The following is a 25,640-nucleotide window of genomic DNA, read 5'->3' on the forward strand; positions in this document are numbered from 1 at the left end:
TTTTGGGGATTATTTACCTGATAAACAATTTTACTGCTGCAATAGTTCTTCTTTGAATTTCCTGACCTTATCCATCCGGTCATCCAGCTTGTCCTTGACCCATTCGGAAAGCTGCGTGGTGGCAAGAATTTCGTTACATAGCCTTACAGCCTTTTTGTCGTCTCCTGTTTCATGGAAAAGTATTGCCAGCCTGTGCTTCAAAATAATTTCATTATAGTGGTTATTATATCTCTGGTCTGTAAAAGACTTCAGAAGCGCCGTATATACCTCAATTGACTTCGGCTTATTTATCCTTTGCAAAGCCTGCCCCAAGCCCCACTTGAAAGACCTGTTTTCAGGGTATTCCCTTAATACGTTTTCTGCCAGAGAGGCAGCCCTATGATAATCCTTCTGGTTCAGATATATCCACAGAAGTGAATTCTCTGCCAGGACGAAATTATAAGTCCTTTTCGACATGGCCATCTTCAGGTATTTAATACCTAACTCCTTTTCATCATTTACAAAAGGCAGCCACTTTAAGAACTCGGTTTTTGCGCTTTTCCAGTACTTATAGGACCCAATGGCAATGTATGCTTCGTAGAATGAGGAATCAAGTTTCAGGCATTTTTCAAATTTTGAAACTGAGGAAAGACCGTTGGAAAAAGCAGAAAAGTAATCCTTGTTTAAGGCCTTGTAGTAAGCATAATACCCCTTGGCCAAAGCCGCGAAGTACTGGTTCCAGGGGTTATTCTCATTTTTAGCCAGGAGCTTTTCTATCTGCTTTTCTGCCTGGTTAAACTTAGAATTTATATATCTCTCGTCAAAAGCTTCCCCGTTATCCACGGCAATTGCAATCTTATTGGCCGCAAGATAAATATTGCCCAGAGGAAGGTCGGGATAGCTCTGGCTCAGTTTCAGAAACATCTGCTCTGCTTCGCCATAATCTTCAGACATAATTTTATTTATGCCTCTTTTAAGCAGATAATCCACCTTCTGGTCGGGATACTGCTGACAAAAAAGCGGTCCTGATAGTACCAGGACCCAAAGCCACGCTTTATAAAGTACCAAACGTCCTGTCACCGGCATCCCCTAATCCTGGAAGAATGTAGCCCCTATCGTTTAATGTCCTATCCAATGCAGCCGAGTAGACTTTAACATCCGGATGCACGCTTTCAATTTTCTTAATTCCCTGCGGTGAGGCAACAAGGCAGGCAAAAATACACTCAACAGCACCTCTTTTCTTTAAGAAGTTAAGCGCTGCGGCCCCGCTGCCGCCCGTGGCAAGCATAGGATCCAGGAGAATAACCTTTGCTATATCAATATTTTTTGGAGTTTTGTAGTAGTAGTCCACCGGCTCTAAGGTAACCTCATTTCTCTGGATTCCGATATGCCCAACCTTTGCTTCCGGAATTATTTCCAGGAACGCGTTTACCATGCTTAATCCGGCCCTTAGGACTGGAACAAGCACAATATCCTGAGCCAGTTTATAGCCGTCAGTTTTTTCAAGCGGCGTTTCAATCTCAAATGTGTCTACCTTAAAGCTTTTGCTGATTTCAAAGGCAAGAATTGAGGATACCCTTCTTAAAGCAATCCTGAAATTGTTCTGATCCGTGTCTTTGTCTCTTAATATGGTCAGATCCCTTTTTATCAGCGGATGATCTACCAGGTTAAAATTATTAAATTCCTGCATATATCTGAAAAACCCTTAAATTGTATTTTTGTTGTCCCAAGTTAATGAAATTATTGATTTAATGAAAAAATATTAGAAAAGAAGATGAAGGACTCCCTTTTCACATGGATTTTACTCATCCAAAGTCTCTTGTTCCCCGTTCAGCCTTGGGCCTTTTCTCGATCCTTCATAAAGCTCAAATTCCAGGAGCCTGCAGTCAATTTTCCCGTTGAAGAACGGGATTCTTCTTTTTGTCCTGAGCCCGATCTTCTTAGCAAGATTCATGTTGCCCGTAAAAACGTAGCCCGTATAGCCAAGGCATTTCTGCTTAAAGAAGTCCCCGATCCCCTTATAAATTGCCTCCAGTTCCCTTTCCTCTCCAAGCCTTTCGCCGTACTCCGGATTCAGGAAGACTTTGCCTCCGCCGATAGGGACTTCGGTTTCCCTGAAATCGCACACCTTAAATTCAATCAGGTGATCGACACCGGCTGTTTTAGCATTCTGAATGGATGCCTTAATGGCTTCCTTACTTATATCTGTAGCAATAATTTTACCTTCTAACTTCTTCTTTCCCTGGAGCCTTGCTTCCTGCCTTACTTTATTCCAGGCTTCCTTGTCAAAGCCTTTTATGTGCATAAAAGCGTAGTCGCTTCTTAAGAGTCCGGGAGCCTTGTTTAATGCCATGAGGGCTGCTTCAATTGCAAGAGTCCCGCTTCCGCACATTGGGTTTACAAAATTGCCTTCCCCGTTCCACCTGCCGGCAGTTAAAACGGCAGCTGCCAGCGCCTCCTGCATAGGAGCCTTATAGGGAATTTTCCTGTAGTTTCTTTTAGTCAGCGTTACGCCCGAGGTGTCAAAGAAAACCGAGCAGCGGTTGGCTACCCAGTAGAAATAGATCATTACGCCTTTTCTTTCCGAACCCGAATCGGGCCTGACACCAAACTTATCCCTGAAGCGGTCAACAATTGCATCCTTGGCCTTAAGGTTTGGAAACCTTGTATCCTTAACCGAAGGATGCTCGGCATAAGAAGATATACTTATGTAGCCGTCTTTGTCTATATAGTCCTCCCACTGAATCCTTTTGAACCCTTTATAAAGGGCATCCGGCGTTGGAGCCGGAAACTCTTCCAGGAAAAAAAGCACCCTGTGGGCGGTCCTGATAAAAAGGTTAAGCCTCATCGTATCTTCAAAAGTCCCCTCAGTCTCGACAAAAGTCTCTGACTCAGAGACTACAGGATAGCCGAGGCTTAAAACTTCCTCTTTTAATATGGGAGCAATTCTCTGCGGGCAGCTTACTAAAATTTTTCTTTTTTCCTGAAGTATAGACATAAATATTTTCTCTCTTAATTATCCTCTGATTATAAAATGGGACTTTCTTCCTGCCCGTTTGTTCTTACTTTTTAATTTTTAATTTTTAATTGCTCCTCAGGAGCATCACGCTTCCATCCATTGTAGTAACGACAACATTTTTTCTGTCCTTAACGGCAATGTTGTTTACCAGTGCCGGGCCTGTGCGGTAAGCCCACTTTGTCTTACCCGACTTTTCATCCAGGGCATAGACAAAACCGTTTTTTGTGCCGAAGAAAACAGATCCCTGTTTTTCAACCGGCATATTGGGGTCAATGTCATAACCATACTTGACATCCGAAACCCACACGGGAGTAAAGCTGTTCTGGGAGGCCGAGACGGAAATGACAGTGTCAGTCATGCATCTTGCAAAAACTGATTTCCCGTCCCCCGAGATCCCGATTGATTCGCGCACTAAAAATTTATTAGTCCTCCATACCATTTTTCCTGTTGCGGCATCAAGAGCAGTCATATACCTGTCAGGGGCTACAACAAATACTTTCCCCATCGAGGCTACAGGATAGCATGCCGAAGGAGAATAAAGTATTTCATCTTTTCCGTTATTCCACTTCCATAAAAGTTTTCCGCTCTTCACGTCCAGAGCATAGAGATATGAATCCCAGGCGCCGAAGATTACCCTGCCTTCATAGATTAAGGGTTTTGCTTCCACAAATCCCTTCAGGCCGTCAAACTCCCACTTTAGTTTTCCAGTTAATAAATCAATAGCCCTGAACTTATGATCGCTGCTTCCAATAAAGACCGTATTGTTTGAAACTACAGGTACGGCAACAACAGATGCCCCGGTTTTATATTTCCAGAGAAGTTTTCCATTCTTAAGGTTCAGGCAGTAAACGTTGCTGTCGCATGATCCGAAAACCACCCTGGTGCCTGAGACCTCAGGCGTTGAATAAACGGCGCCTTTGGCCTTAAATGTCCACAGGGTTTTGCCGTCTTTAAGTGAAAAGGCAAATACACTTCCGTTTGAATTTCCTGTTACGGCAAGGTCTTTTACTACAGCCGGAGCAGATGCAATTGTGTATCCGGTCTCTTTCCTCCAGACGACTTTAGTATCAGGATAAAGACTGTTAATTGAATAGTCCGGGCGTTCATATTTTACCGTGTCGGCCAGGTAGTTTACTGTCTTTAGAGATATTCTGTTCCAAATGGGGAGTGTTTTTTCTCCTGGGGTGCGTTCACTAAAACGCATGCTGTCGCCTTCAGCCTCAACCAGGTTATAGCCCCCTGTTTTTTTACCTCCCCTCAGGTTCGAGCGCCCCATGATCCCTTTAATTCCCTCAAAGTCAAGTTTCCTGTTCTGGTGTCCGTGGCCAACCAGAATGCACTTAACATTAAACGGCTTTATCCTTTTTAGCAGTTCAAACCAGTTGTCGATCTGTGAATCAACCGGGTAATGTGTAACAATAATAACGGGTTCATCTTTCTTTACTTTTGCAAGCGTTGAGTCAAGCCACCTCAGGTCTTCAGGCGCAAAGTGCCCGTCTGCCATTCTCATTAAGGGTCCTTCATGAAGTCCTAAAAATAAGATCCCTTCGCAGCGGAATGTAAAGCGGTCCTGCCCCCAGTATTTTATGAAGTCAGTTGCCCCCGATTCAGACCACTTGGTATCGTGATTTCCCGGAATTATATAATAAGGTTTTTTCAGATCATCTAAAATGGATTTTGCAAGGCGGAGATCGCTTCCTTTGCCGCTTTGTGAAATGTCGCCGGAGACGATAGTAAAGTCTATCCCGTCAAGGCGGTTAATATCGTCTACGGATCTTTTTAAGTCCTCTTCTCCCGTTCCGCTTCCCACGTGCAGATCGCTCATCCATGCAAAGCGGAAAGGCTTTATCTGTGCAAAGCCGGTAGTAAAAATTAACAGAACAAATATTAACAGTAGTTTTGTTTTCACTTTTTTTTCTTTCAGATTTGTTTAACAGTTTATTTTAAGCTAAAAATTTTCATCTATTGGAAGCCCCTCAAGCCTCATTATTTTGAGCGCATTTGTCGTAGGGCACGGACCTTCTCTAAGCTGGTAGTCAAACGTCATGACGTTTTCTGAAACCTTCTCCCTGAAGTGAAAATTTCTTGCCGAAGAAATCTCACCAGCGATTTTTGTCAGTTCCAGGTCATGCGTCGTTATAGCCCCGAACCCGTTCTTCCCTTCCAAGGCCTTAATGAAGGACCTGCTACCGACGAGCCTTTCCACGTTGTTTGTCCCCTTAAAGATCTCATCAATCAGAAAGAATACAGGCAGTTCTTCCCCATCATCGAGCATAAGGAGCAATGTTTTAAGTCTTTTTACTTCGGCATAAAAGTAGGAAATTCCGTCTGTTACGGAATCCGTTACCTTGATGCAGGTAAAAAGCCTTGAGAGCCTGAGCTCCATTTTTGAGGCATCTACGGGAGCACCCGCAAGTGCAAGCGCGGAGTTTATGCCCAGTGTCCTGAGGAATGTGCTCTTACCCGACATATTGGAACCCGTAATAAGGTTGATCTTATTTTCCTGATCCAGCACGAAGTCATTCCTCACCTTCTGCCCTTCAGGAATTAGCGGATGCCCGAGGTTTTCGACAGTAATAAAACTCTTTCCGCTTTTTCCATCATTTACTTCAGGAAACGCATAGCCGGGATTCAGGTACGCAAAATTGGCTAAGGACGACAAAGCTTCCAGACTGTGCCAGACCCGAAGCCACTCCGGCAGAAGGCGCGAAATTTCTTTTTTCAGCTTTCCCAGCTCTATTGCACAAAGATAGTCCAGAGGGGTGACTAGTATGATTAAGAACCAAATTAATGGATTACCCCTGAGCTGCATGGTATAGATAATCCGTTTTATCTTTTTCATAAAAGATGAAGGACCAGCCTCAAGGCTGTGAAAAGGCCGGCACAACTCTTTAAGACCAGGAGATTTTGAGAACCTGTTTGTTTCAATATTTCTGAATATACGGCTCAGGCTTCCAAGCTCTTTTTTTAATATATCGGTCTCATCAGGAATGTCTTCCATGTTCTTCTGATTCATGTAGTAGACCGAAAGATAAATGGCCGTGGAAATAACCCAGTAAGTTGGAATTATGTTCCAGATATTAAGCAGTATGAGTATAATATTTACGGGCGCCAGAACAGAAAGCACCACTGCCGCACGCCTGAGCTTTCTTTCTTTTCCGTCCCTCTCTTTTTCCAGCCAGGAGAGTATTGCGCTTCCGTCTGAAGGCTTGCCCGAGAATAAGGCAGAAACAATCAGGTTTTCCCTGAATTTCACCATCGGAATGAGCTCTTTAACGAGATCCTGCCTTTTATAAATTAAAGGGATCGAAAGTTCAGGCTCTTTCAGCCACTGCCTTAATATTCCGCTTCCCTCTTTGGAAGTGGCGGTATCCATCAGTAAATGAAGCGACTCCTCACCAACAAGGTTCAGGTCGGTTTCCCTAAAGTCTGCCTTATAGTCCGCCCCGGAGTAACTTTTGATGTTTTTCCAGTCGAGACTGAGCCTTGCAATATTCGACTGCTTGACGTAGAGTGCTATCCTGTAAAACTTAAGCTTTGAGAGGATCTTGCTGTGCCTGTGGGATAAGAAAAAAAGCGCCCCAAAAGAAAGTATTAATACGGCTGCTGAGGCATATCCGTACCTGAGGACATAAAGCACGAGGCCGCCTGCAATTCCGGTTAAAAATGCCGAGAGCCTGCAGAACGAAAACCGCCTGTCTATAGACATCAGCTTTTCTATAATCCTGCCCAGCCTCAGCTCAACATTTTTCAGCTCTTCAAGCCGGATGCTCATTGACATACTAAGATTCCTCAAATTTTAGGTATAAATATAACGTAATTTATCTGTTTTAAGATAGTCCCGGGGCGCCTTTTTTCTAAGTTCCAAGTTATTTTGTTTAACATTGACAAATTACATAAAAAAGCTATTATATATAAGAGACGTATGACTTAAGACTAGTTTTGAGATAGTCCTTTTATGTTCTACAGCATACTCCATAAGAGGCGATTGGTGAATCGTTACTAGTTGGTTATGATGCATTTAGTAATTATGTATAATTAACAACAGGAGTACAACATGATTTGGGCCATTATCGGAATTTTGTTTGTGCTTTGGCTGCTGGGACTTATCCTCAAAGTAACAGCCGGTGGATTAATTCATTTGCTGCTTGTAGTAGCTGTAATTATTGCATTGGTCAGGCTTTTCAGCGGACGTCGCGTGGTCTAGGTTAGCTATTGGCAACTAAAAAACATTCCTTATTTAAGAGGAAATCAGGCTCTGTTATAAAAAGCACAAGGAGGTAGGATGAAAAACTATCATTTATTATCCGCAAGTACAATTACTGGCGATGATGTTAAGAATACTATGGGTGAGGACCTGGGAAAAATAGAAGAAATCATGATCGATGTTAATTCAGGCAGGATTGCATATGTGGTTTTGTCATTCGGAGGATTTCTTGGCATTGGCGACAAATATTTTGCAATTCCGTGGGAATCTTTAAGACTCTCGACTGAAGAACATGCGTTCTATCTGGATGTTCCGAAGGAAAAACTTGAAAATGCCCCCGGTTTCGACAAGGATAACTGGCCGGATAACCCGGATCAGCAGTTTGTTTCCGATATATACAGCTATTATGGCTACCGTCCTTACTGGGACATAGAATAAACTTTTCCCGCAATTAAGGTTAAGAGCAGAAAATTAAAAAAAGCACAGCTTTCTGCTCTTAACTCTTTTTTTCTATTTTTCTGCAAATTTTGCACTGTTTTAGCTTTATTTGACTGCCTGCAGCTATTGTATCTGTAACGTTAAAATGTTATATTTGAAAACAATTTTTGATGCACCCGTAGCTCAACTGGATAGAGCATCTGACTACGGATCAGAAGGTTTGGGGTTCGAATCCCTACGGGTGTACAAATGATCCTGCGTTTTCAAAAGAAATGCAGGATTTGTTTTTTTAAAGCCGGAGAAATAATGCTGTTTTCTGAAGAGGTTTACAGGTTCATGTATGCCGCCTTAAGCGAGGCTGAAAAGGCGCTGGAGGAAAATGAAGTCCCCATTGGCGCCGTCGTAGTCCATAAAAACAGGATAATCGGCCGGGGCTACAACCAGACCGAAAGGCTAAAAGACCCTACGGCACACGCTGAAATTCTTGCCATTACCTCAGCTGCAAACCACCTCCAGAACTGGAGGCTTAATGAATGCGACATTTATGTAAACGTCGAACCCTGCGTAATGTGCACGGGAGCCATGATAGCTGCACGCATAGACTCACTCTACTTTTCCACTTATGAACCCAAATTCGGTGCCTGCGGCTCTTTATACAATATAGCAGAAGACGGACGCCTCAACCACAAGATTAAAGTCTACTCAGGTATATATGCCGAGGAAAGCCGGATGTTGATGAAAGAATTCTTTCAAAAAACAAGATCTTCGGGCAATTAGCTACTATTTTATTGAATTATATATTCTCTTTGTATTAGATTACATTAACAGAAAATAATTTTTCAGGACATAAAACAATGAGAATAGTAATTTTCGGGGCTCCCGGTGTGGGCAAAGGGACTCAGGCTCATATCCTGGCGGAAAAACTCGGGATTCCTCATATTTCAACCGGTGACATTCTAAGAAATGCTATAAAAAATGAAACGGCCCTGGGGCTTGAAGCAAAAAAAATTGTTGAAAGCGGCAACCTCGTGCCGGACGATATCATGGCAGGCATCGTTAAGGATGCCCTTTCAGATAAAACATGCGCTAAGGGATTTATACTGGACGGATACCCAAGAACACTCGACCAGGCAAAACTCCTGGACGAAATCTTAAAAACCCTACCTGAAGACAGTGAATACTTCCTGGCTATAGACGTCAATGACGAAGTTATTGTTCAGAGGCTCACAAACAGACTGACCTGCAAAATCTGCGGCAATATCTTTAATATTAGCGACATTAAGGACCTGAAGATTTGCCCCAAATGTAACGGCGTCGACAGCCTGTTTAAGAGAAAAGATGATGAAGAAAGCGTTATAAGGCAGAGGCTGAAAGTTTTTCATTCAACAACAGAACCGGTTCTGGACTACTATTCCTCACAGGGCAGGCTCAAATTTGTTGACGGGACCATGCCGGTCGACAAGGTTGCCGAAGAGCTTCTTGCAGAAATAAAAGCATGAAAAAATGTTTTATAAATAAAAAAAGGCCAGACTGCATAAATCTGGCCTTTTTCATATAAAAAATCATAACACTTCTGTAAATTTCCTGATCTATGAATCTACTGTGCTGCTTTTCTGCTTCAGTGTAACCTTAAGCGCCCTGCCCCCTTCAAGCTTAATTATCCCAGCGCTGAATTTTCTTACCAGGTCGTAATTATGCGTGGCAAAAATCACAGAATTGCCCCGGGCATTCAGCTTCTTAAAAAGCTCCATTATCTCAAGCGATGTTTCAGGATCAAGGTTTCCTGTCGGCTCATCTGCCAGAATAAGCATAGGATCATTGATAATTGCGCGCGCAATGGAAACTCTCTGCTGCTCTCCGCCCGAGAGCTCATAAGGCATGCTCATCTGCTTGTGCGACAGGCCCACTTCAGCCAGTGCCTTAAACACCTTTCTTTTTATCTGTTTACGCGGCGTTCCAGTAACTTCAAGCACAAAAGCCAGGTTATCGTAAACGTTTCTGTCCATTAAAAGCCTGAAGTCCTGGAACACAATCCCGATCTTCCGCCTTAAGTCGGGCAGATTTTTATCTTTAAGAATTGACGAGTCATATTCATTAAAGCGCACGGTGCCTTTATCGGGCCGGACATTCATGTAAATCAGCTGAAGGAATGTGCTTTTTCCGGCGCCGCTTTTGCCTATAAGAAATGTAAACTCCCCTTCATCCAGCCTGAAGTTCAGGTTTTCAAATACAGGCTGTTTGGAATAGCTAAAGGAAACGTTATTAAAGACTAGCATACACTCTACTTTACTTTTAATGCTATGAACTGCGCTCTTTCGGCATTCATATCCGCGTCTTCAAATGAAAACGCATTGAAGCATTCTTTGATTAAAAATCTATTCCTGGCCAGAAGCTCAAAATAAACTTCCAGAGGAAATATTTTCTGTTTGTGAATTTCCGTAAAAACGGTCCCATTAGCAAGCCTGATGTCAAATATATTGGTATGAATTCTTCTTTCCTTGTCGTACCTGCTCTTCTGAACGTAGCGGATCCCTTTATATGCCCCTTTCCGGTTTAGGTACCTTATGTTCTTAATGCTGTTTGTCTCCAGGCTCACGTCAAATGAGAAGATGCCGCCGGGCTTAAGAGAAGAATATACTTCGCTAAAAAACTGATTTATCGATTTTCTCGTCAGTAAATAATTAACGCTGTCGAATGCCGAGACAATGAGGTCAAACTTTTTCTTAAAAGGAAGTGCCATCATGTTGCAGCATACTTTTTTGAGTTCGGCGTCTTCTGACTGCAGAAGCATTTCATACGACAGGTCGGAAACTATTACGTCCTGGTAATACTTCTTTAGTCTTGAAGAAAGCTTGCAGTTGCCCCCTGCCAGCTCAAGCACGCTGCTTTCAGGCGGAATATAATCCTTTGTAAGCATGTAATAGTATTCAGCCCATTCATCGTAGCTAATAAAGCGCATGAGGTGGGAATATATTTCCGCAATCAGTTTATAAGGCTTGACTTCTTCAGACATTTTGCCTCTTGCGGTTTCTTACAATCCTGCGGGCAAGAAGAAATGCCTGCAGCATGCTGCTCTCGTCGGCAACATACCTGCCAGCAATGTCAAATGCCGTCCCGTGGTCAGGACTTGTCCTTACAACGGGAAGCCCTGCCGTAAAGTTGACTCCAGAGGAGAAGTTCAAAAACTTAAAAGGAATTAGGACCTGGTCGTGATACATTCCTATTACAACGTCGTACTTCAAATAAAGCCTGTTCGCAAAGAAGGCGTCGGGCACAAAAGGCCCTGAGGCCATATCACTGAAGCCTGAAGTTTTTATGGCAGGCGTAATTACTTCCAGTTCCTCCAGGCCAATTCTGCCATTTTCACCGGCATGGGGGTTAAGCCCGAGGACTGCAACTCTGGGACTTATTATATTAAAATCACGCCTCAGCGAAGAAATTACCACCTTAAGCGTCCTCTGTATGCTTTCTGTGGTAATAAGCTTAGGAACCCTTTTTACAGGTTCATGGATTGTCACAAGGGCGCACTTCATTTTTTTTGACCAGAACATCATAACAAAGTCTTTTACCCTGCTCCATTCGGCATACATTTCCGTGTGCCCCGGGAAGTCTATTTTAGCCATGCCGAGCGCTTCTTTTGAAATTGGCGCCGTTATTATGGCATCGGCAAGCCCGCGCGAAGCAATTTCAAATGACCCCTTTATTGCCCTGAAGCTTACAATGCCCGAGATGGCAGTAGGCTTGCCGGGCTCCTGAATAAATCCGTCTTCTTTGATGTTAATTATTTCCACCGGGCCTTTCTTTCGGACAGGTGCCTCAGGAATCTTATTTTGTATCTCGTAGGCAAAATCGGGCGGGATCTTCTCCGATATCCTTTCAAAGACCTCTGCCGGGCACAGGTAGTAAATTTTGAGGTTTCCCTGGCCGGAAATCCTGTTTATTGTCTTCTGGACAATCTCAGGTCCTATGCCGTTAATGTCGCCGCAGGTAAAGACAAAGTTATTCATAGCTTCCCGCTTAAGATGAAGTTTCCAAGGCCCGACTTGTCAACAAAAACAAACTGCCTCTCAGGCTCGTCATAGACCCAGACTTCACGCACATCTTTTGAACCGGTGTATATTCTTTCAACCGACTTAGGCTTTCCGAATTTAATGTAAATCTTTCCCCTGTCCGTTTCCGCGCCATCAGGGTTACTGATTAGTGAAAAGCTCGCTGCAGCGTAATCAACCCTTTTGTAAAACTCAGCCATCAGCTCGTTATATGCCGTCTCAGGCGTTGGATCAAACCTCTTCCAGTAATTTACGAGCTGTGTATAGTCCATTTTGCTTTGGGCTATATTTTTCTTTTGCTTTTCGTCCGCGTCAATATTCTTAAGGACTTTCACTGCATATTCAAGATTATTAAGTGAGCGGGGTTTGTTGTACCAGGTAACAGAGCGCCTGAAAAGAGTTTTTTCTTTATTTCCGCTTAAAAGGCTTATTGTAAGCGTCCCTTCCTGAAGCTTTTCATTGAACTTATGCAGAACAAAGTTGCGCGTAAGTGTGCCGTGTGAATTATATTCAGCAGTAATATTCTCCCTGTCGCGGCTGAATGACAACCCGGCAACAAATGAGCTCTTAAGGGAATCCTTAAATATTAGCGAATCGTTATTTTTCAGCTCCACATAAACTGAAGAAATGTTCGTATCGGTTACAGGAATAACCATGTCGTAATCTTCATGTGAAAACGGCACGTTGCCGTCAAAGCCCGCCAGCACGTGCTTCTGCGGACTTTTGGACGCTGCAAGGGCTTCCTTTAAGACTATCGGCGAAAGCGCCCATTTTTCATCCTGAGGCATAACTTTAAGATCAAACTGGGAGAGAACATGCTCGCTGTTTGTGTTAAAGTCATAAATTACCGGCACAACCTTATAGCTTCCCGCAGGAAGCGAGAGCTTGAGAACACCCTGCACATATTTGCTCTCTGAATTTGTTTCTTCAAAATCATTAACCGAGTATTCATTCTCCGTAATTTCCCGGTAGACTTTTCCCGTAAGGCTGTCCACGGCTTCAATATTCAGGCTGAAGTGTGTTGTAAAAACATCCTTGGCTTTTACAAATACGAGCCTGTTGCAGGTGGTCTGATAAGTAATATAGCAGTCGGAATTATTTCCCGAAGGGATTACAATTGTATCGAAGAATATCCCGCGCATCTGGTTTAAGCCCGGCCTTGAAGGCTGCGCTGAAGTAACTGCGCCAAGTAAGATGAGGCAGAGTAATAAGATTTTTTTCATATTTATCCTTTTTTCAGAAGGCAATATAAATGTGACGTTTTTCTTAAGATAACAAAAAGCCGGATCAAAAAGGCAATAATTCAGCCCTTGTTAATCCGGCTTTAGTAAAGAACTTTAATCAATAGATTAACTATTCATATTGTTTATAAATTCTTTATTATTTTTTGTTCCCTTCATTTTGTCGAGGAGGAATTCCATTGCCTCAATCGGGTCAAAATCGCTGAAGATTTTTCTTAAGATCCAGATCTTATTCAGCTCTTCCTCTCTTAAGAGGAGTTCTTCTTTTCTTGTACCCGACTTGTTGATGTCAATTGCCGGGAAGATTCTTCTGTCACTTAAGTCGCGGCTTAAGACAAGTTCCATGTTGCCTGTACCCTTGAATTCTTCAAAGATAACTTCGTCCATCCTGCTGCCTGTTTCAATGAGTGCCGTGGCAATAATTGTAAGGCTTCCGCCGTCTTCTGTATTTCTTGCAGAACCGAAGAAACGTTTCGGCTTATGGAGAGCATTTGCATCCACACCGCCGGAAAGGATTCTGCCGCTGTGAGGAGCAACAGTATTGTGTGCTCTTGCAAGCCTTGTAATACTGTCCAGAAGAATGACAACGTCCATATTTGCTTCAACCATTCTCTTGGCTTTCTCGATAACCATATTGGCTACCTGAACGTGGCGCTCTGCAGGCTCATCAAACGTAGAGCTGATGACTTCAGCCTGAACGGATCTCTGCATGTCTGTAACCTCTTCCGGGCGTTCATCTATTAAAAGCATGATAAGTCTGACTTCGGGGTGGTTACGTGTAATTGAGTTGGCAAGCTTCTGAAGGAGGATTGTTTTACCGCTTTTAGGTGGTGAAACAATGAGTCCTCTCTGTCCCTTTCCTATCGGCGAAAGTATGTCCATTATTCTCATTGAGTATTCGCCTGGAGCAGATTCAAGTATAAGTCTTTTGGTCGGATAAAGAGGAGTCAGGTTGTCGAAAAGTGTTCTTTCCCTGATTGTATCGGGGTCCTGCCCGTTTACAGCTTCCACCCTTAAAAGGGCGAAGAAGCGCTCTCCTTCCTTTGGAGGCCTTACCTGGCCTGAAACGTGATCCCCTGTTCTTAAGCTAAATCTTTTTATCTGAGATGGAGAAACATATATATCGTCGGGAGACGGAAGGTAGTTATAGTCGGAGCTTCTTAGAAAACCGTAGCCATCAGCAAGCACTTCAAGAACGCCTTTGGAGAAGGTCAATCCGTCTTTTGTCGTCTGTGCTTCTAAGATTTTGAAAATAAGTTCCTGTTTTCTAAGATCGCTGTAACCTGTAATTCCAAGTTCTTTAGCTATCTTATTTAAATCAACAATCTTCTTAGATTGAAGTTCAGAAATATCCATTGGCATATTTCAATCCTACATTAAGAATTATTAAAATACTATTATTGTGCATTATGTTAAAATTATAACCGGATTAGTTAATCGGGGTTATTTACTGATCACTCTGTTTTGAAAGCTGTGAAAGGAACAAGAGGAACTATAGTAAAATTATACTTATTGGTAAAAAATGTCAAGGCTTTTTTTTCTTCAACAGCTCTTCCTTGATCTTCCCCAGCACGTACATGCTCCCCAGCACGACGAGGCATTCGCCTTTTTCCTTTTTCGAAAAACTCTCCACAAAGTCAGCGCCGTTTTTCTCCTGGAAACAATTTATACCCAGCTCAAGCCCGATTCTTTCCAGTTCGTCAAGCCCTGCTGCCCTGTCGTAATCAATCGTGTTAAGGTGGATCTCATCAAAGTAAGGCGCCAGGGCCGTGAGCATTTCTTTAACCGCCTTATCCCTCATTACGCCAAAAAGAAGCGTCTTCTTTCTGAACTCATCTTTCTGAGGAATAAATGCGCTTAGGAAACTTTCTATACCCTCCGGATTGTGAGCTGAATCAAATATTATACGGGGCTGCTCCAGATAAACTTCATACCTACCCTGTATTCCGGAATTTTTTACAACGTTTTTGAGCCCTGAGTCTATATGACGCGGATTATTAAGGCCAAGCGTCTTATTAAGCGTTAATACTGCAAGTGCGGCATTATTCTTCTGATAAGGCCCGAATAAAGCCGGCTCAATTTTTTCAAGCCGCAGGCTCTCAGTCTTAAGCCCCGTGCTTTCCTTTTCCAAATAGTCACTAAGACGGAAGAGCTCCGCTTTCTTTTCGCTGCAGATATTTCTTATAGTCTTTTCAGCTTCTTCGGGCAGAATGCCTGTAAATACCCTGCACCCGTTTTTAATTATTCCCCCTTTTTCAAAGGCGATTTTTTCAAGCGTGCCGCCAAGAATTTCAGTATGCTCAAGGCTTATTGAAGTTATTATGGAAGCAAGAGGATTTAAGGTATTCGTTGCGTCAAGCCTTCCACCAAGGCCCGTTTCAACTGCGGCATATTCCACATTCATGTCGGAAAAGTACTTAAATGCCAGGGCTGTTGTAACCTCAAAGAACGTAGGTTTGTGTATATCTATGAAACGATTAATGCCGTTAATAAATTCCACAATATATTCATCAGGAATTTCTTTTCCCTGTATTCTGACCCTTTCATTGAACCTGATAAAATGAGGCGAAGTATAGAGTCCTGTTTTATATCCCTCTTCAATTAAAATGCTGGAAATAAAGGATGTTGTGCTTCCCTTGCCGTTTGTGCCTGCTATGTGAAAGGACTTAAAGTTTTTATGCGGATTACCCAGATATTCCAGCAAAGCTGTTATATTATCCAGGCCGAGCTTGATCCCGAATTTCTGCAGGGAATAAAGCTTGTCCAAAGCTTGTTTAATCTCACTGTCTGACATTTAATAACCTGATTCTATACTTGGCACGTTACCGGGGCATAATTTCATATAATGTATGAACCTGTCAAATCCGATATCTTTTTAATGCCCATTTTTCTGCAATATTCCACCAGCCCCGCTGCTATTTCCACACCCGCATTAGGGTTAACAAAGTTGACCGTTCCAATCTCAAATGCCGTGGCTCCGACGATCATAAATTCTGCGGCATCCTGCCACGTCATTATCCCGCCTATTCCGATAATCGGAATCTTAACCTGCCTTTTAATTTCCAGCACCTTGGCCAAAGCAACCGGTTTAATTGCCGGGCCGGACAGGCCGCCTGTAACGTTAAAGAGTTTAGGCTTGCGTGTATATATATTAAACGATGTACCAACGAGCGTATTTATGGCTGAAACGGCGTCACCGCCTTCCTCACTTACCACCCTTGCATAACTTGCAATGTCGGGCACGTTTGGAGAGAGCTTTATTATTACCGGCTTATCTGTTGCGGCCTTAACCTTCCGTGTAATCTCGCCCACGGCCCTCAGGTCGTGACCGAATATGAGCCCCCCTTCCCTGACGTTGGGGCATGAAATATTAATTTCAAAGGCCTTAATTACATCTTCGGCTGAAAGAATCCGCGTGCACTCCACATACTCCTCAATTGAGCTTGCGGCAATGTTGCAGACGATATTTGTATCAAACTGCTTCAAGAACGGGACTTTTGTTTTTATAAACTCCTCAACGCCCACGTTTGCCAGGCCTATTGCGTTCAGCATTCCTGACGAGGTCTCAACTATTCTTTGCGGAGGGTTGCCTTTCCTCGGCTTCAGGCTTACGGATTTTGTAATAACGGCCCCGATTTTATTTAAATCGGTAAGGTTCGAGATCTCGTTTCCGTATCCCACGGTCCCGGATGCCAGCATGACTGGATTTTTCAGCCTCATGCTTCCGATCTGAACCGAGAGGTCTATGTCCTCAGTGCTTAAAAGGCTCTTCTCAATCATATTACAACCTTTCTTATGTCAAAGACCGGACCGTCCTTGCAGACAAGATAGTATCCGTCTTTATCGAGGGCCTGAATAGGACAGCCCTGGCAGATGCCGAATCCGCAGGCCATTGCACATTCGGTTGAAACTTCACAGTTGTAGCCGTATTTCATGCAGAAATCTTTGACTGCCCTTAGCATCGGGGTTGGCCCGCATGCAAAAACCTTTATTTTTGCCCCGTCTAAAATTGCCTTATTTGCTTCCAGGAGCTCAACAACGTTTCCCTTAAAGCCCTTTGAGCCGTCGTCGGTGGAAATTATAGCGTTCTTCATTCCGTATGTTATTACGTCACCCGATGAACGCCCGCCTACAAAGCTGTAAATCTTTTTTTCTTCGGGCATTGCTTTGGTAAGGAAAGGAAACGGCGCAGAACCAAGCCCTCCGGCAACAAAAACGGCACATTCATAATCGTCACTGATCTTAAAGCCGTTTCCGAGCGGCCCCAGTATATCCAGGACTTCTCCTACCTTTTTATGCGAAAGCGTTTTTGTACCTTCTCCCGGCACGTTGAACATGAAAGAAAGGCTGTCGCCATCAACGTCACATATGCTGAAAGGCCTTCTAAGAAGGGGGAAATTGGAATCTGAAACTTTAACGTTACAGAACTGGCCGGGCTGTGCTTCGCGTGCAATTTCCGGGCAATGCACCTTTAGGAGGAATACTGCATTTCCCAGTTCAATCAGCTGTAAAACTTCTGCATTTGCAATAATCAAATATTACTCTCGTCTTCTTTATAAATCTAAATTCTATGCTTTTAGTTCCGGTTTCATGAATTTTTCTTCTACGGCCGTAATTTTATCCAGCCTTTTCTGGTGCCTGCCGCCAGAAAAAGAGGTTGTCATGAAAACTTCCAGAATCGATTTTATGGTCTCTTCACCAAGCGCCTTTGCTCCAACAACCAATACGTTTGCATCATTATGTTCTCTGGCACTTCTGGCCGAGAACTCGTTGTAGCAGGTTGCGGCCCTGATACCCGGGATTTTATTTGCGGTTATTGCCGAGGGAATTCCCGTAGCGTCCACAATAATCCCGAAATCAACTTTTTTCTCAATTACCTGAAGCGCAACTCCAAGGGCAAAATCGGGATAGTCGCATGAAGCCTCATCATGTGTCCCTACGTCTATTACACCGTAGGACTTGTCGGTTAAAACCTTTGAAAGCACCCCTTTTATCCGGAATCCCGTATGGTCACTTCCAATTGCCGCTTTGTTAAGCTTTACCTTTGGAGCGCCTGACGTTGAATCGGCTTCAATTGCCTCAGACTCCTCACGGCGCACAATTGTAATACCAAGGGACTTTATTTTATCTAAAGCCAGAGGGGTAACAATGTCATTTGGAGCAACAGGCAGAACTTTAATGCCCTGCCTGAATAGCTTTATAATGTCACTTTCCAGGATGAGTTTTTTCATACTTTTAGGATTTTGCTAAAGATTTTTACTTAGAGGTCAATTATAAGTGCTCTGTCAGCTTCTTCATCTTCAGATAATCAACTACGTTCTTTACTTCCTGTGCCTTGTCACGCCTGCAGATCAGGAGTGCGTCGTCTGTATTTATGACAATAAGGTTCTCTACGCCTACTACAGCAGTAAACTTCTTGGGCGAATATACATAGGAGTCACTAGTATTCTGGCAGTAGGTTTTTCCAACCAGTGCGTTTCCGTCCTCGTCTTTTTCAGTCAGCTGGTAAACCTCTTCCCAGCTTCCAACGTCGCTCCAGATGAACATGCCGCGCGTAAGATAAACGTTTGAAGACTTTTCCATCACGCCGTAATCGATTGAGATGCTCTTTAGCTGTCCGTAGACGTGGCCTAAAGTCTTCTCAAAGGCAGGAGTATCCAGGCTTCCTTCAATTTCCTTCAGGCCATCAAAGAGCTCGGGCATATAGGTTTCAATTTCGCTTAAAATGGTATCAATTCTCCAGATGAACATGCCGCTGTTCCAAAGGAAATCGCCGCTTTCAATAAACCTAACCGCGGTTGCATAATTGGGCTTTTCAGCAAATGTAAGCACCTTGAATATGTTGTCCTCAACCGGCTTTTCCTCAATCTGAATGTAACCGTATCCTGTTTCGGGCCTTGTAGGATTAATGCCTATTGTAACCAGCCCCTTCTTTTCATATGCGAACTTTGCAGCAGAGCTTAAAGTCCTCTGGAATTCATCTTTATCTCTTATAATATGGTCGGCCGGGAGTGTCAGTATTACAGCTTCCTTATTTTTCTTTCCGACTATGATTGAAGCCAGGCCGATAGCAGCTGCTGTATTCTTACCGAAAGGTTCATCAATAATGTTTTCTGCGGGTAAATCTGAGAGCTGACTTTTAATTTCTGCTTTCTGGACTTTATTTGTAATGACAAATATATTCTTCTTATCAACCAATCCTTCCAGGCGTTTTACAGTATCCTGGATCATTGAATTCTGACCAAAGATCTTCAGAAGCTGCTTAGGTTTCTTTTCCTTGCTTCTGGGCCAGAACCGGGCACCAACCCCGCCAGCCATGATCACTGCATATAGTTCCATTCGATTTCCTTTAGTTTATATTCTGAATTTTTCTTCCAAAATCTTCAGCTTTATTTAAGAATTTTTTTATATCCACGTCCTTACCCCTTATGACTGCCACAATAACAATAAGAGCGGCCCTCATCCCCTCGGCTACCTCCCTTACAGGCGGTATTGCATCTGACTTTAGGAGCTCAAGTGCCCTGACAAAAACATGATGCATATTGGCTATAATTTCAAAACCTATTTTATCAGATAGATCCGCATTTTTCTGCATGATTTCACGGTATTTTTCTATCTCTTCTTTGCCAGGAGGCTCATCGGACATTTTCTTTAAGAACGTATCAAGCTCCTTTATAGGGCTTAAAATGCAGGCTTCATAATCTTCAAAGAGTATGTTTTCTTCAGCCTCAGTCTTCCTGACTGTCTGGGCAGCGCTGTCAGCAGACAGCTTTCTCGCCTCAGAGGGCTTTTCAGGAGACTTATCCGCTATGGCCGGGGTTACTGCTACCCCCTCTTCTACAGTTACTTCGTCATCAAAAGCCGCATCTGAACTTCTTTTTGAGAGGTCGACGCTGATAGCCTCATCCTCCATTTTCATATCATAGAGGATCTGCCTGAATGCCTGGGGCGTAACCCTGTCAAGCAGGTTGTTCAGGTCCTTAACTATGTAGTAGCTGTGCTCTTTAAACTTATCGGTAATTTTAAGAAAATCAACTTTGCTTTTGGCTATAAAGTTATGTATTTCCCCTAGTCTTATGGCAAAGGTTGATAGCTCTGTAACTTTCTTCATTTTCTGAATTTCTTTTTCAAGGTCCTTTGACTGGCAGATATTCTCCCTTATAAGAGCAACGACCTCAATTTTTTCCGTATTTAATCTTAAATTATTGGCTGCACAAATAATACACTGGACAATATATTGCTGTATTAAGTCCATATTTAGTCAGTGTATACTCTGGGAACCCTTTTACTGATATTACAGGTAATTTCATAAGGAATTGTGTTCAGCATCTTTGCCCAGTCTGAAGCGGTAATTTCAAGTCCTTTTGATTTTCCGAGCAAAATGACCTCATCGTTTTCCTTAATGCTGCCGTTAGTCCCGATGTCGAACATTATGCGGTCCATACAAACCTGCCCTACCTGCGGGTACTTTTTCCCCTTAATTATTACTTCAGCCCTGTTTGAAAGCCCGCGCACGTAGCCGTCGGCATATCCAACTGAAGCCGTGGCAATTCTGGTTTTTGCTTTGGCTATAAATTTCCTTCCGTAGCTGATCGACTGCCCTGGCTCTACTTCCTTAATGTTTGTAACGCTTGTAACAAGCGACATTACAGGCTTAAGCTTAATAGATTCAGAAGTCTCATCCGAAGGATAATATCCGTAAAGGGCAATGCCCGGTCTTACCATGTCGAAATATGCATCAGGCATATCCAGTATAGCCCCGCTGTTGGCGCAATGGGCCAGCCCGTAGTTAACGTTACTTTTCTTTAATTCATCAACAATGGCTTTGAATCTTTCCAGCTGCAGGAGCGCATAGGATTTGTCGTATTCGTCTGAGGTGGCAAAGTGTGTGTAGATGCCGTCAATGATGAACTGCTTATCCAGGCTTACCTTTTTAATGAATGCAGCCGCCTCACTATAGCTTACCCCGAGGCGCCCCATACCGGTATCTATTTTGATGTGGATCCTGATATTCTTCTTACCGGTTTCTCTTAAATAGCTTAAGTGTTCTTCTGTAAATACAGTGAAAAGTACTTTGTACTTGAGGTAATCATTAACCTCGGATTTCAGAACCGGGGCAAAGACCAGCACAGGCTCCTTAAAGCCCGCTTTTCTGAATTCAATTGCTTCCTCAAGCAAGGCTACGGCAAAGTAGTCAGGTTTTTTGCTTTCTAAGGAAAGCAGTGTTTTTACACATTCCGTCATTCCATGGCCATATGCATCGGCTTTAACCACGGCACAAATTTTCGTTTTTTTTACTTTCTTTTTAATGTTAAGAAAATTGAATTTAAGGTTTGAACGGTTTATTTTGGCAATAGTAGGTCGCATTTTTCCGAATATTTTTATTAAAAATAACCGTAAAATATACTTTTTATTAAAGTGATAATCAATCAAATCATCTTTTTATTTTGTTATTGTGAAGCCCTAAAATAACCTTCCTTTTGCCCTGTTTTCCGGCAATTCCGCCCTTAATGTAAAGAGAGGATTTAAAATCCCCTTTTTCAAATCAGAACTTTTGTCTTTTTTATCAGGTTAATACTATATAGGCAATTTATTTATAAAATAAAATAAAGTGGCGAAATGATAGGATACAGATTCACAGATTTCACTCCCGATGATAATCAGGGGAGCTCTTTTGAATCACTGCTTAACGTATTCCTGCAGCTTCTGACGCTGACCTCGGGAAACGTTTCTGAAGCCCTTAACCTCTTAAGCCAGCTAGATTCAAAGTATAACCTGACTTCAGATGAATACGGAATTGGTGATTTTATACAGGATCTGAAGGACAAGGATTATCTTTCTGAAGACGAATCAAATCCGGGAGTATATAACATAACGGCCAAAAGTGAACAGTCGATACGCCGCCGGTCGCTCGAGGAGGTGTTCGGCAAACTCAAGCGTTCTGTAGCCGGAAACCACCGCACCCCTTTGTCAGGCCGCGGGGATGAGAAAACTTCAGACAGGCGCGACTATGAGTTTGGTGATGCCCTGGACCAGATAGATATGACCGATTCAATTAAAAATGCACAGATCAACCATGGAATTAAGGATTTTACGCTCACAGAAGACGACCTGGAAGTTGAGGAAAGAGAATATAAGACAATTACTTCTACTGTTCTTATGATAGATATTTCCCATTCAATGATCCTCTACGGGGAAGACAGAATAACACCGGCTAAGAAAGTTGCAATGGCCTTTGCTGAACTGATAACAACAAAATTCCCGAAGGATACGCTTGACGTTATTGTTTTCGGCAACGACGCCTGGCCGATTGAAATTAAGGACCTCCCCTACCTTCAGGTTGGGCCTTATCACACCAACACCTATGCCGGGCTTGAACTTGCAATGGATATTTTAAGGCGCCGCAGAACGGGAAACAAGCAGATATTTATGGTTACAGACGGAAAGCCTACCTGTCTTAAGGAAGGCCTCAAGTATTACAAGAACAGCTTCGGAATGGACAGGAAAATCCTCAACAAGACTCTGGACCAGGCGGCCAAGTGCCGGAGGATGGGAATAACAATTACAACTTTTATGATAGCAAAAGACCCTTATCTGCAGAATTTTGTCAGGGAATTTACTAAAATTAATAATGGGAAGGCTTTCTACAGCAGCCCGACCGGACTAGGTGAATACATATTTGAAGATTATATCCGAAACCGCCGCAAAACTCTTAAGTAATGCGGCCTGAGAGTAAACTAATGGAGGGCCCGAAAACTATGTTGATTAAAAATCATTCCGAAATCAGAACTTTAGGACAATTAAAAAACACCGGTTATAAACCGCGCTCCATCAAGGATGAAATGCGCGAAAACCTGATTAAACAGCTGCAGAACAACGAGAACAGTTTCCACGGGATTGTCGGCTATGAACAAAGCGTTATTCCGGACATCGATACCTCTATTCTTTCCAGGCACAATATTCTTCTATTGGGACTTCGCGGACAGGCAAAAACACGCCTTGCCCGCCTCATGATTAACCTGCTTGATGAATATATCCCTGTTGTGGAGGGATCTGAACTTAACGACGACCCCTTTGACCCGATTTCAAGGTATTCTCTGGACCTGATCAAGGAGCACGGCGACGATACACCGATCTCCTGGATGCACCGCTCTGAAAGATATACGGAAAAGCTGGCTACACCGGACGTTTCAATTGCTGACTTAATTGGCGACGTGGACCCGATTAAGGCCGCCAACATGAAACTCCCCTATTCCGACGAAAGGGTAATTCACTTTGGACTTATACCGCGCTCGCACAGGGGAATTTTCGTCATAAATGAGCTCCCCGACCTGCAGGCAAGAATACAGGTCGCACTTTTTAATATCCTTCAGGAAAAGGATATACAGATAAGAGGCTTTAAGATCAGGCTTCCTCTGGACATACAGTTCGTCTTTACGGCAAACCCGGAGGACTATACAAACCGCGGAGCTATCGTTACACCATTAAAAGACAGAATTGACAGCCAGATCTTAACCCATTACCCGAAGTCAATTCATATTTCAAAAGAAATTACAAGCCAGGAGGCAAAGCTGACAGTGGAGCAGGCGCAAAGGGTTTGTTCATCCGAACTTGTTAAGCTTCTTGTTGAACAAATTGCCTTTGAGGCAAGGGAAAGCGAATACATCGACGCTAAAAGCGGCGTCTCGGCCCGCCTTACAATCTCGGCTTATGAGAACCTTGTAAGCGCCGCTGAACGCAGGCTCCTTATAAATAAGGAAAAAGAAACACACATCAGAATTAGCGACTTTGCAGGGGTAATACCGTCCATAACAGGTAAAATTGAGCTCGTTTATGAGGGTGAGCAGGAAGGCCCGGCCAAGGTTGCACAGATTCTGGTGGGTAAGGCAATTAGAAGTCAGTTCTCTTTATACTTCCCTAACCCGGATAAGCTGAAGAGGAACCAGGATTCCAACCCCTATCTTCCTATCATTAACTGGTTCGGCAAGGGTAACCAGATCGATCTTATGAACAGCTTCTCAAATGCTGAGTATAAGAAGACACTTACAGCAATTCCCGGACTTAAGGAGCTCGTAAATAAATATCACCCGAATGAGGATGAATCTAATAAGCTTCTTTTAATGGAATTTATACTGCACGGGCTTTCTGAATACTCACTTTTAAGCAAGTTCCGCCTGGAAAAGGGTCTGCAGTTTAAGGATATGCTGAGCAGTATGTTTTCAATGAACAAGGAAGAAGATGAGGATTTGAATAACTCGGATACTTTCATCTAAGCCATCAGCCCGTTCAGAATTGACATATAAAAAGGGGCAGAGTTTAAGGCTTTGCCCCTTTTGTTTTTCAAATGATTAAAGGCCGCTGAAGTTTACACCTGTAAAGGCCATAGTTGGAATTTTCATTGAGCTGTAGGGATAAGGGTCATTCCCCATTTCAGCTAAACTTTTCCAGAAGTCCTTTGCGTTACCGCTTACATTCATTTCGTTTACAGGTTTTACTATCTTTCCGTTCTCGATTAAAAATCCCACAATTCCGAATGAGAAATCGCCTGTTGTGGAGTTGGAGTTGCCTCCTATAAACCCGTTAACAAGGATTGCTCTTTTCTGATCTTTAATCATGTCTTCCAGCGATTTTGTCCCATATTCAAAGAGAATGTTAGATGTTGATCCTGAATTAGGCTCCATTCCTATTTTCTTTCCATAATAATTATCGACATAGTAGTTTCTTAAAACTCCTTTTTCAATTATCATCTTCTTCTTAGCTGCAATCCCCTCGCCGTCAAAAATCCTGGAGCCGAATCCGCCGCGTACAAACGGGTCGTCTATAACGGTCAGTTTATCCGAAGCTATAGGCTTATCCAGCATCCCATCCAGGAAAGAGCTTTTCTGCTGTAGTGCCCTTGCGCTTAAGGGTTCTGCAAGCATATAAAGAAGCCTTGATCCGGCCCTGTTTTCAACCAGCATTTCATAAATACCCGACTCGATTTTCTTCTGCCCGATTTTCTTTAATGCCCTTTCGGCGGCATTCCTACCAAGCATTTCAGGCGTGGGCAGCTCATTGCGGAACCTTGAAGTGGCGTAGTACCAGTCCTCGGGCCTGCCGCCGTCTTTATCATTTACTGTAACCGAGGCTCCGGCTGTAAAGAATGTGCCTGCGCCTTCTCCCTTAAAACCGTTGCTGTGCACGCGGGCAAATTCATAATAAGAATCGTTATAGCCCGCAGTAGCCGAAATTATCAGGTCGCTTTGAGCTGAGGCAACACGTTCAATCTCTGAGGCAATATTCTTTCTTTCGGAAGCCTCAATTTTATCGTAGCCCGGATCGGTAAGTCCAAGGTCCGTATCCGTATTCTCAGGATAGTATTTGGGATCGGGCAGTGCCCTGAATTCATCGCGCGTAAGGTATTTTGTTCCAGCAACAGCTTCCTTAATAAATTTTTCAAGGGAGTCTTTTCTTAAGTCATTTGTCGAGTGCCCTGAATAGCGCTTGTCGGCGTAGACCTGAAGTGAAAGAGAGTTCCTTGTGGATTCCTTCATTGTCTCCAGTTTCTTATCCCTGTACTCAATTTCAATATCGCGGCTGTTGTAAATTACGGCAGAGGATTCATCGGCACCCGTCTTCAGGGCGTAGTTCATGGCCCATTCTGCAAGGTCGAGCCTTTCTTTATTATTCATGGGAAAATTCCTTATAATTTCTTTTTAATATGGATG

At 43.2% G+C, this 25,640-nt stretch carries 24 protein-coding genes and 1 tRNA gene; 7 read left to right on the plus strand and 18 right to left on the minus strand.

Features of this window, described 5'->3' with window-relative positions; all coding sequences use genetic code 11:
* Positions 1–30: 30 nt before the first annotated feature.
* The 5 genes from HF312_07000 to HF312_07020 all read right to left on the minus strand — a co-directional run bounded on the left by HF312_07000 (position 31) and on the right by HF312_07020 (position 6,779).
* Positions 31–1,059: a tetratricopeptide repeat protein gene (locus HF312_07000; GenBank protein MCU7519950.1), complete on the minus strand. Its 1,029-nt coding sequence runs from the start codon at positions 1,057–1,059 to the stop codon at positions 31–33.
* A complete protein-coding gene (gene upp / locus HF312_07005) occupies positions 1,034–1,669 on the minus strand; it encodes a uracil phosphoribosyltransferase (GenBank protein ID MCU7519951.1) in 636 nt (211 codons plus the stop codon). Before upp ends, HF312_07000 begins: the two co-directional genes overlap by 26 nt.
* A gap of 111 nt (positions 1,670–1,780) precedes the next feature.
* Complete coding sequence (locus HF312_07010; GenBank protein MCU7519952.1) at positions 1,781–2,977, minus strand: class I SAM-dependent RNA methyltransferase; 1,197 nt, start codon at positions 2,975–2,977, stop codon at positions 1,781–1,783.
* 85 nt (positions 2,978–3,062) lie between these two features.
* The gene (locus tag HF312_07015; GenBank protein MCU7519953.1) at positions 3,063–4,907 is read right to left on the minus strand and encodes a PQQ-binding-like beta-propeller repeat protein; all 1,845 of its coding nucleotides are present in this window, start codon (positions 4,905–4,907) and stop codon (positions 3,063–3,065) included.
* Between the two features lie 39 nt (positions 4,908–4,946).
* Complete coding sequence (locus HF312_07020) at positions 4,947–6,779, minus strand: hypothetical protein (GenBank protein MCU7519954.1); 1,833 nt, start codon at positions 6,777–6,779, stop codon at positions 4,947–4,949.
* A gap of 276 nt (positions 6,780–7,055) precedes the next feature.
* On the opposite strand from HF312_07020, the gene HF312_07025 reads away from it, so the two are divergent.
* The 5 genes from HF312_07025 to HF312_07045 all read left to right on the plus strand — a co-directional run bounded on the left by HF312_07025 (position 7,056) and on the right by HF312_07045 (position 9,142).
* Positions 7,056–7,205 carry a lmo0937 family membrane protein gene (locus HF312_07025; protein ID MCU7519955.1) on the plus strand — a complete coding sequence of 50 codons (150 nt, stop codon included), beginning with the start codon at positions 7,056–7,058 and terminating at the stop codon, positions 7,203–7,205.
* A gap of 78 nt (positions 7,206–7,283) precedes the next feature.
* Positions 7,284–7,643, plus strand: coding sequence for a PRC-barrel domain containing protein (locus HF312_07030; GenBank protein ID MCU7519956.1), 360 nt, complete (start codon positions 7,284–7,286; stop codon positions 7,641–7,643).
* 172 nt (positions 7,644–7,815) lie between these two features.
* Positions 7,816–7,889: transfer RNA gene (locus HF312_07035), tRNA-Arg, on the plus strand.
* A 60-nt stretch (positions 7,890–7,949) separates the two neighbouring features.
* Positions 7,950–8,420: a nucleoside deaminase gene (locus HF312_07040; GenBank protein MCU7519957.1), complete on the plus strand. Its 471-nt coding sequence runs from the start codon at positions 7,950–7,952 to the stop codon at positions 8,418–8,420.
* 77 nt (positions 8,421–8,497) lie between these two features.
* Positions 8,498–9,142 carry an adenylate kinase gene (locus HF312_07045; GenBank protein MCU7519958.1) on the plus strand — a complete coding sequence of 215 codons (645 nt, stop codon included), beginning with the start codon at positions 8,498–8,500 and terminating at the stop codon, positions 9,140–9,142.
* A 90-nt stretch (positions 9,143–9,232) separates the two neighbouring features.
* Here HF312_07045 and ftsE read toward each other — a convergent pair whose 3' ends face one another.
* The 12 genes from ftsE to alr all read right to left on the minus strand — a co-directional run bounded on the left by ftsE (position 9,233) and on the right by alr (position 21,300).
* On the minus strand, positions 9,233–9,919 hold the full coding sequence (gene ftsE / locus HF312_07050; GenBank protein ID MCU7519959.1) for a cell division ATP-binding protein FtsE: 687 nt from the start codon (positions 9,917–9,919) through the stop codon (positions 9,233–9,235).
* A 5-nt stretch (positions 9,920–9,924) separates the two neighbouring features.
* Entirely contained in the window at positions 9,925–10,656 is a 732-nt protein-coding gene (locus HF312_07055; protein MCU7519960.1) for a class I SAM-dependent methyltransferase, read from the minus strand.
* Positions 10,649–11,650: a 4-hydroxythreonine-4-phosphate dehydrogenase PdxA gene (gene pdxA / locus HF312_07060; GenBank protein ID MCU7519961.1), complete on the minus strand. Its 1,002-nt coding sequence runs from the start codon at positions 11,648–11,650 to the stop codon at positions 10,649–10,651. Before pdxA ends, HF312_07055 begins: the two co-directional genes overlap by 8 nt.
* Positions 11,647–12,915 carry a GWxTD domain-containing protein gene (locus HF312_07065; GenBank protein MCU7519962.1) on the minus strand — a complete coding sequence of 423 codons (1,269 nt, stop codon included), beginning with the start codon at positions 12,913–12,915 and terminating at the stop codon, positions 11,647–11,649. Before HF312_07065 ends, pdxA begins: the two co-directional genes overlap by 4 nt.
* Positions 12,916–13,041: 126 nt before the next feature.
* Positions 13,042–14,289, minus strand: a complete 1,248-nt coding sequence (locus HF312_07070) for a transcription termination factor Rho (GenBank protein MCU7519963.1) — start codon at positions 14,287–14,289, stop codon at positions 13,042–13,044.
* Positions 14,290–14,458: 169 nt separating this feature from the next.
* Positions 14,459–15,727 (minus strand): bifunctional folylpolyglutamate synthase/dihydrofolate synthase, encoded by a 1,269-nt coding sequence (locus tag HF312_07075; GenBank protein MCU7519964.1) that lies wholly within the window; start codon positions 15,725–15,727, stop codon positions 14,459–14,461.
* Between the two features lie 44 nt (positions 15,728–15,771).
* On the minus strand, positions 15,772–16,680 hold the full coding sequence (locus tag HF312_07080; protein ID MCU7519965.1) for a dihydroorotate dehydrogenase: 909 nt from the start codon (positions 16,678–16,680) through the stop codon (positions 15,772–15,774).
* 29 nt (positions 16,681–16,709) lie between these two features.
* Positions 16,710–17,468, minus strand: a complete 759-nt coding sequence (locus HF312_07085; GenBank protein ID MCU7519966.1) for a dihydroorotate dehydrogenase electron transfer subunit — start codon at positions 17,466–17,468, stop codon at positions 16,710–16,712.
* A 33-nt stretch (positions 17,469–17,501) separates the two neighbouring features.
* Positions 17,502–18,164: a ribose 5-phosphate isomerase B gene (rpiB, locus tag HF312_07090; GenBank protein MCU7519967.1), complete on the minus strand. Its 663-nt coding sequence runs from the start codon at positions 18,162–18,164 to the stop codon at positions 17,502–17,504.
* A gap of 40 nt (positions 18,165–18,204) precedes the next feature.
* Positions 18,205–19,272 carry an NTP transferase domain-containing protein gene (locus HF312_07095; protein ID MCU7519968.1) on the minus strand — a complete coding sequence of 356 codons (1,068 nt, stop codon included), beginning with the start codon at positions 19,270–19,272 and terminating at the stop codon, positions 18,205–18,207.
* A gap of 10 nt (positions 19,273–19,282) precedes the next feature.
* Positions 19,283–20,188 carry a hypothetical protein gene (locus HF312_07100; protein MCU7519969.1) on the minus strand — a complete coding sequence of 302 codons (906 nt, stop codon included), beginning with the start codon at positions 20,186–20,188 and terminating at the stop codon, positions 19,283–19,285.
* 2 nt (positions 20,189–20,190) lie between these two features.
* Positions 20,191–21,300 carry an alanine racemase gene (gene alr, locus HF312_07105; GenBank protein MCU7519970.1) on the minus strand — a complete coding sequence of 370 codons (1,110 nt, stop codon included), beginning with the start codon at positions 21,298–21,300 and terminating at the stop codon, positions 20,191–20,193.
* A gap of 252 nt (positions 21,301–21,552) precedes the next feature.
* Here alr and HF312_07110 point away from each other — a divergent pair, with 252 nt between their 5' ends.
* On the plus strand, positions 21,553–22,653 hold the full coding sequence (locus HF312_07110; GenBank protein MCU7519971.1) for a hypothetical protein: 1,101 nt from the start codon (positions 21,553–21,555) through the stop codon (positions 22,651–22,653).
* A 38-nt stretch (positions 22,654–22,691) separates the two neighbouring features.
* Complete coding sequence (locus HF312_07115; protein MCU7519972.1) at positions 22,692–24,206, plus strand: sigma 54-interacting transcriptional regulator; 1,515 nt, start codon at positions 22,692–22,694, stop codon at positions 24,204–24,206.
* 75 nt (positions 24,207–24,281) lie between these two features.
* On the opposite strand, the gene HF312_07120 is transcribed toward HF312_07115, so the two are convergent.
* Complete coding sequence (locus tag HF312_07120; GenBank protein MCU7519973.1) at positions 24,282–25,604, minus strand: TldD/PmbA family protein; 1,323 nt, start codon at positions 25,602–25,604, stop codon at positions 24,282–24,284.
* Positions 25,605–25,640 lie beyond the last annotated feature (36 nt).

This window comes from Ignavibacteria bacterium, assembly GCA_025612375.1.
Lineage (GTDB): Bacteria > Bacteroidota > Ignavibacteria > Ignavibacteriales > SURF-24 > JAAXKN01.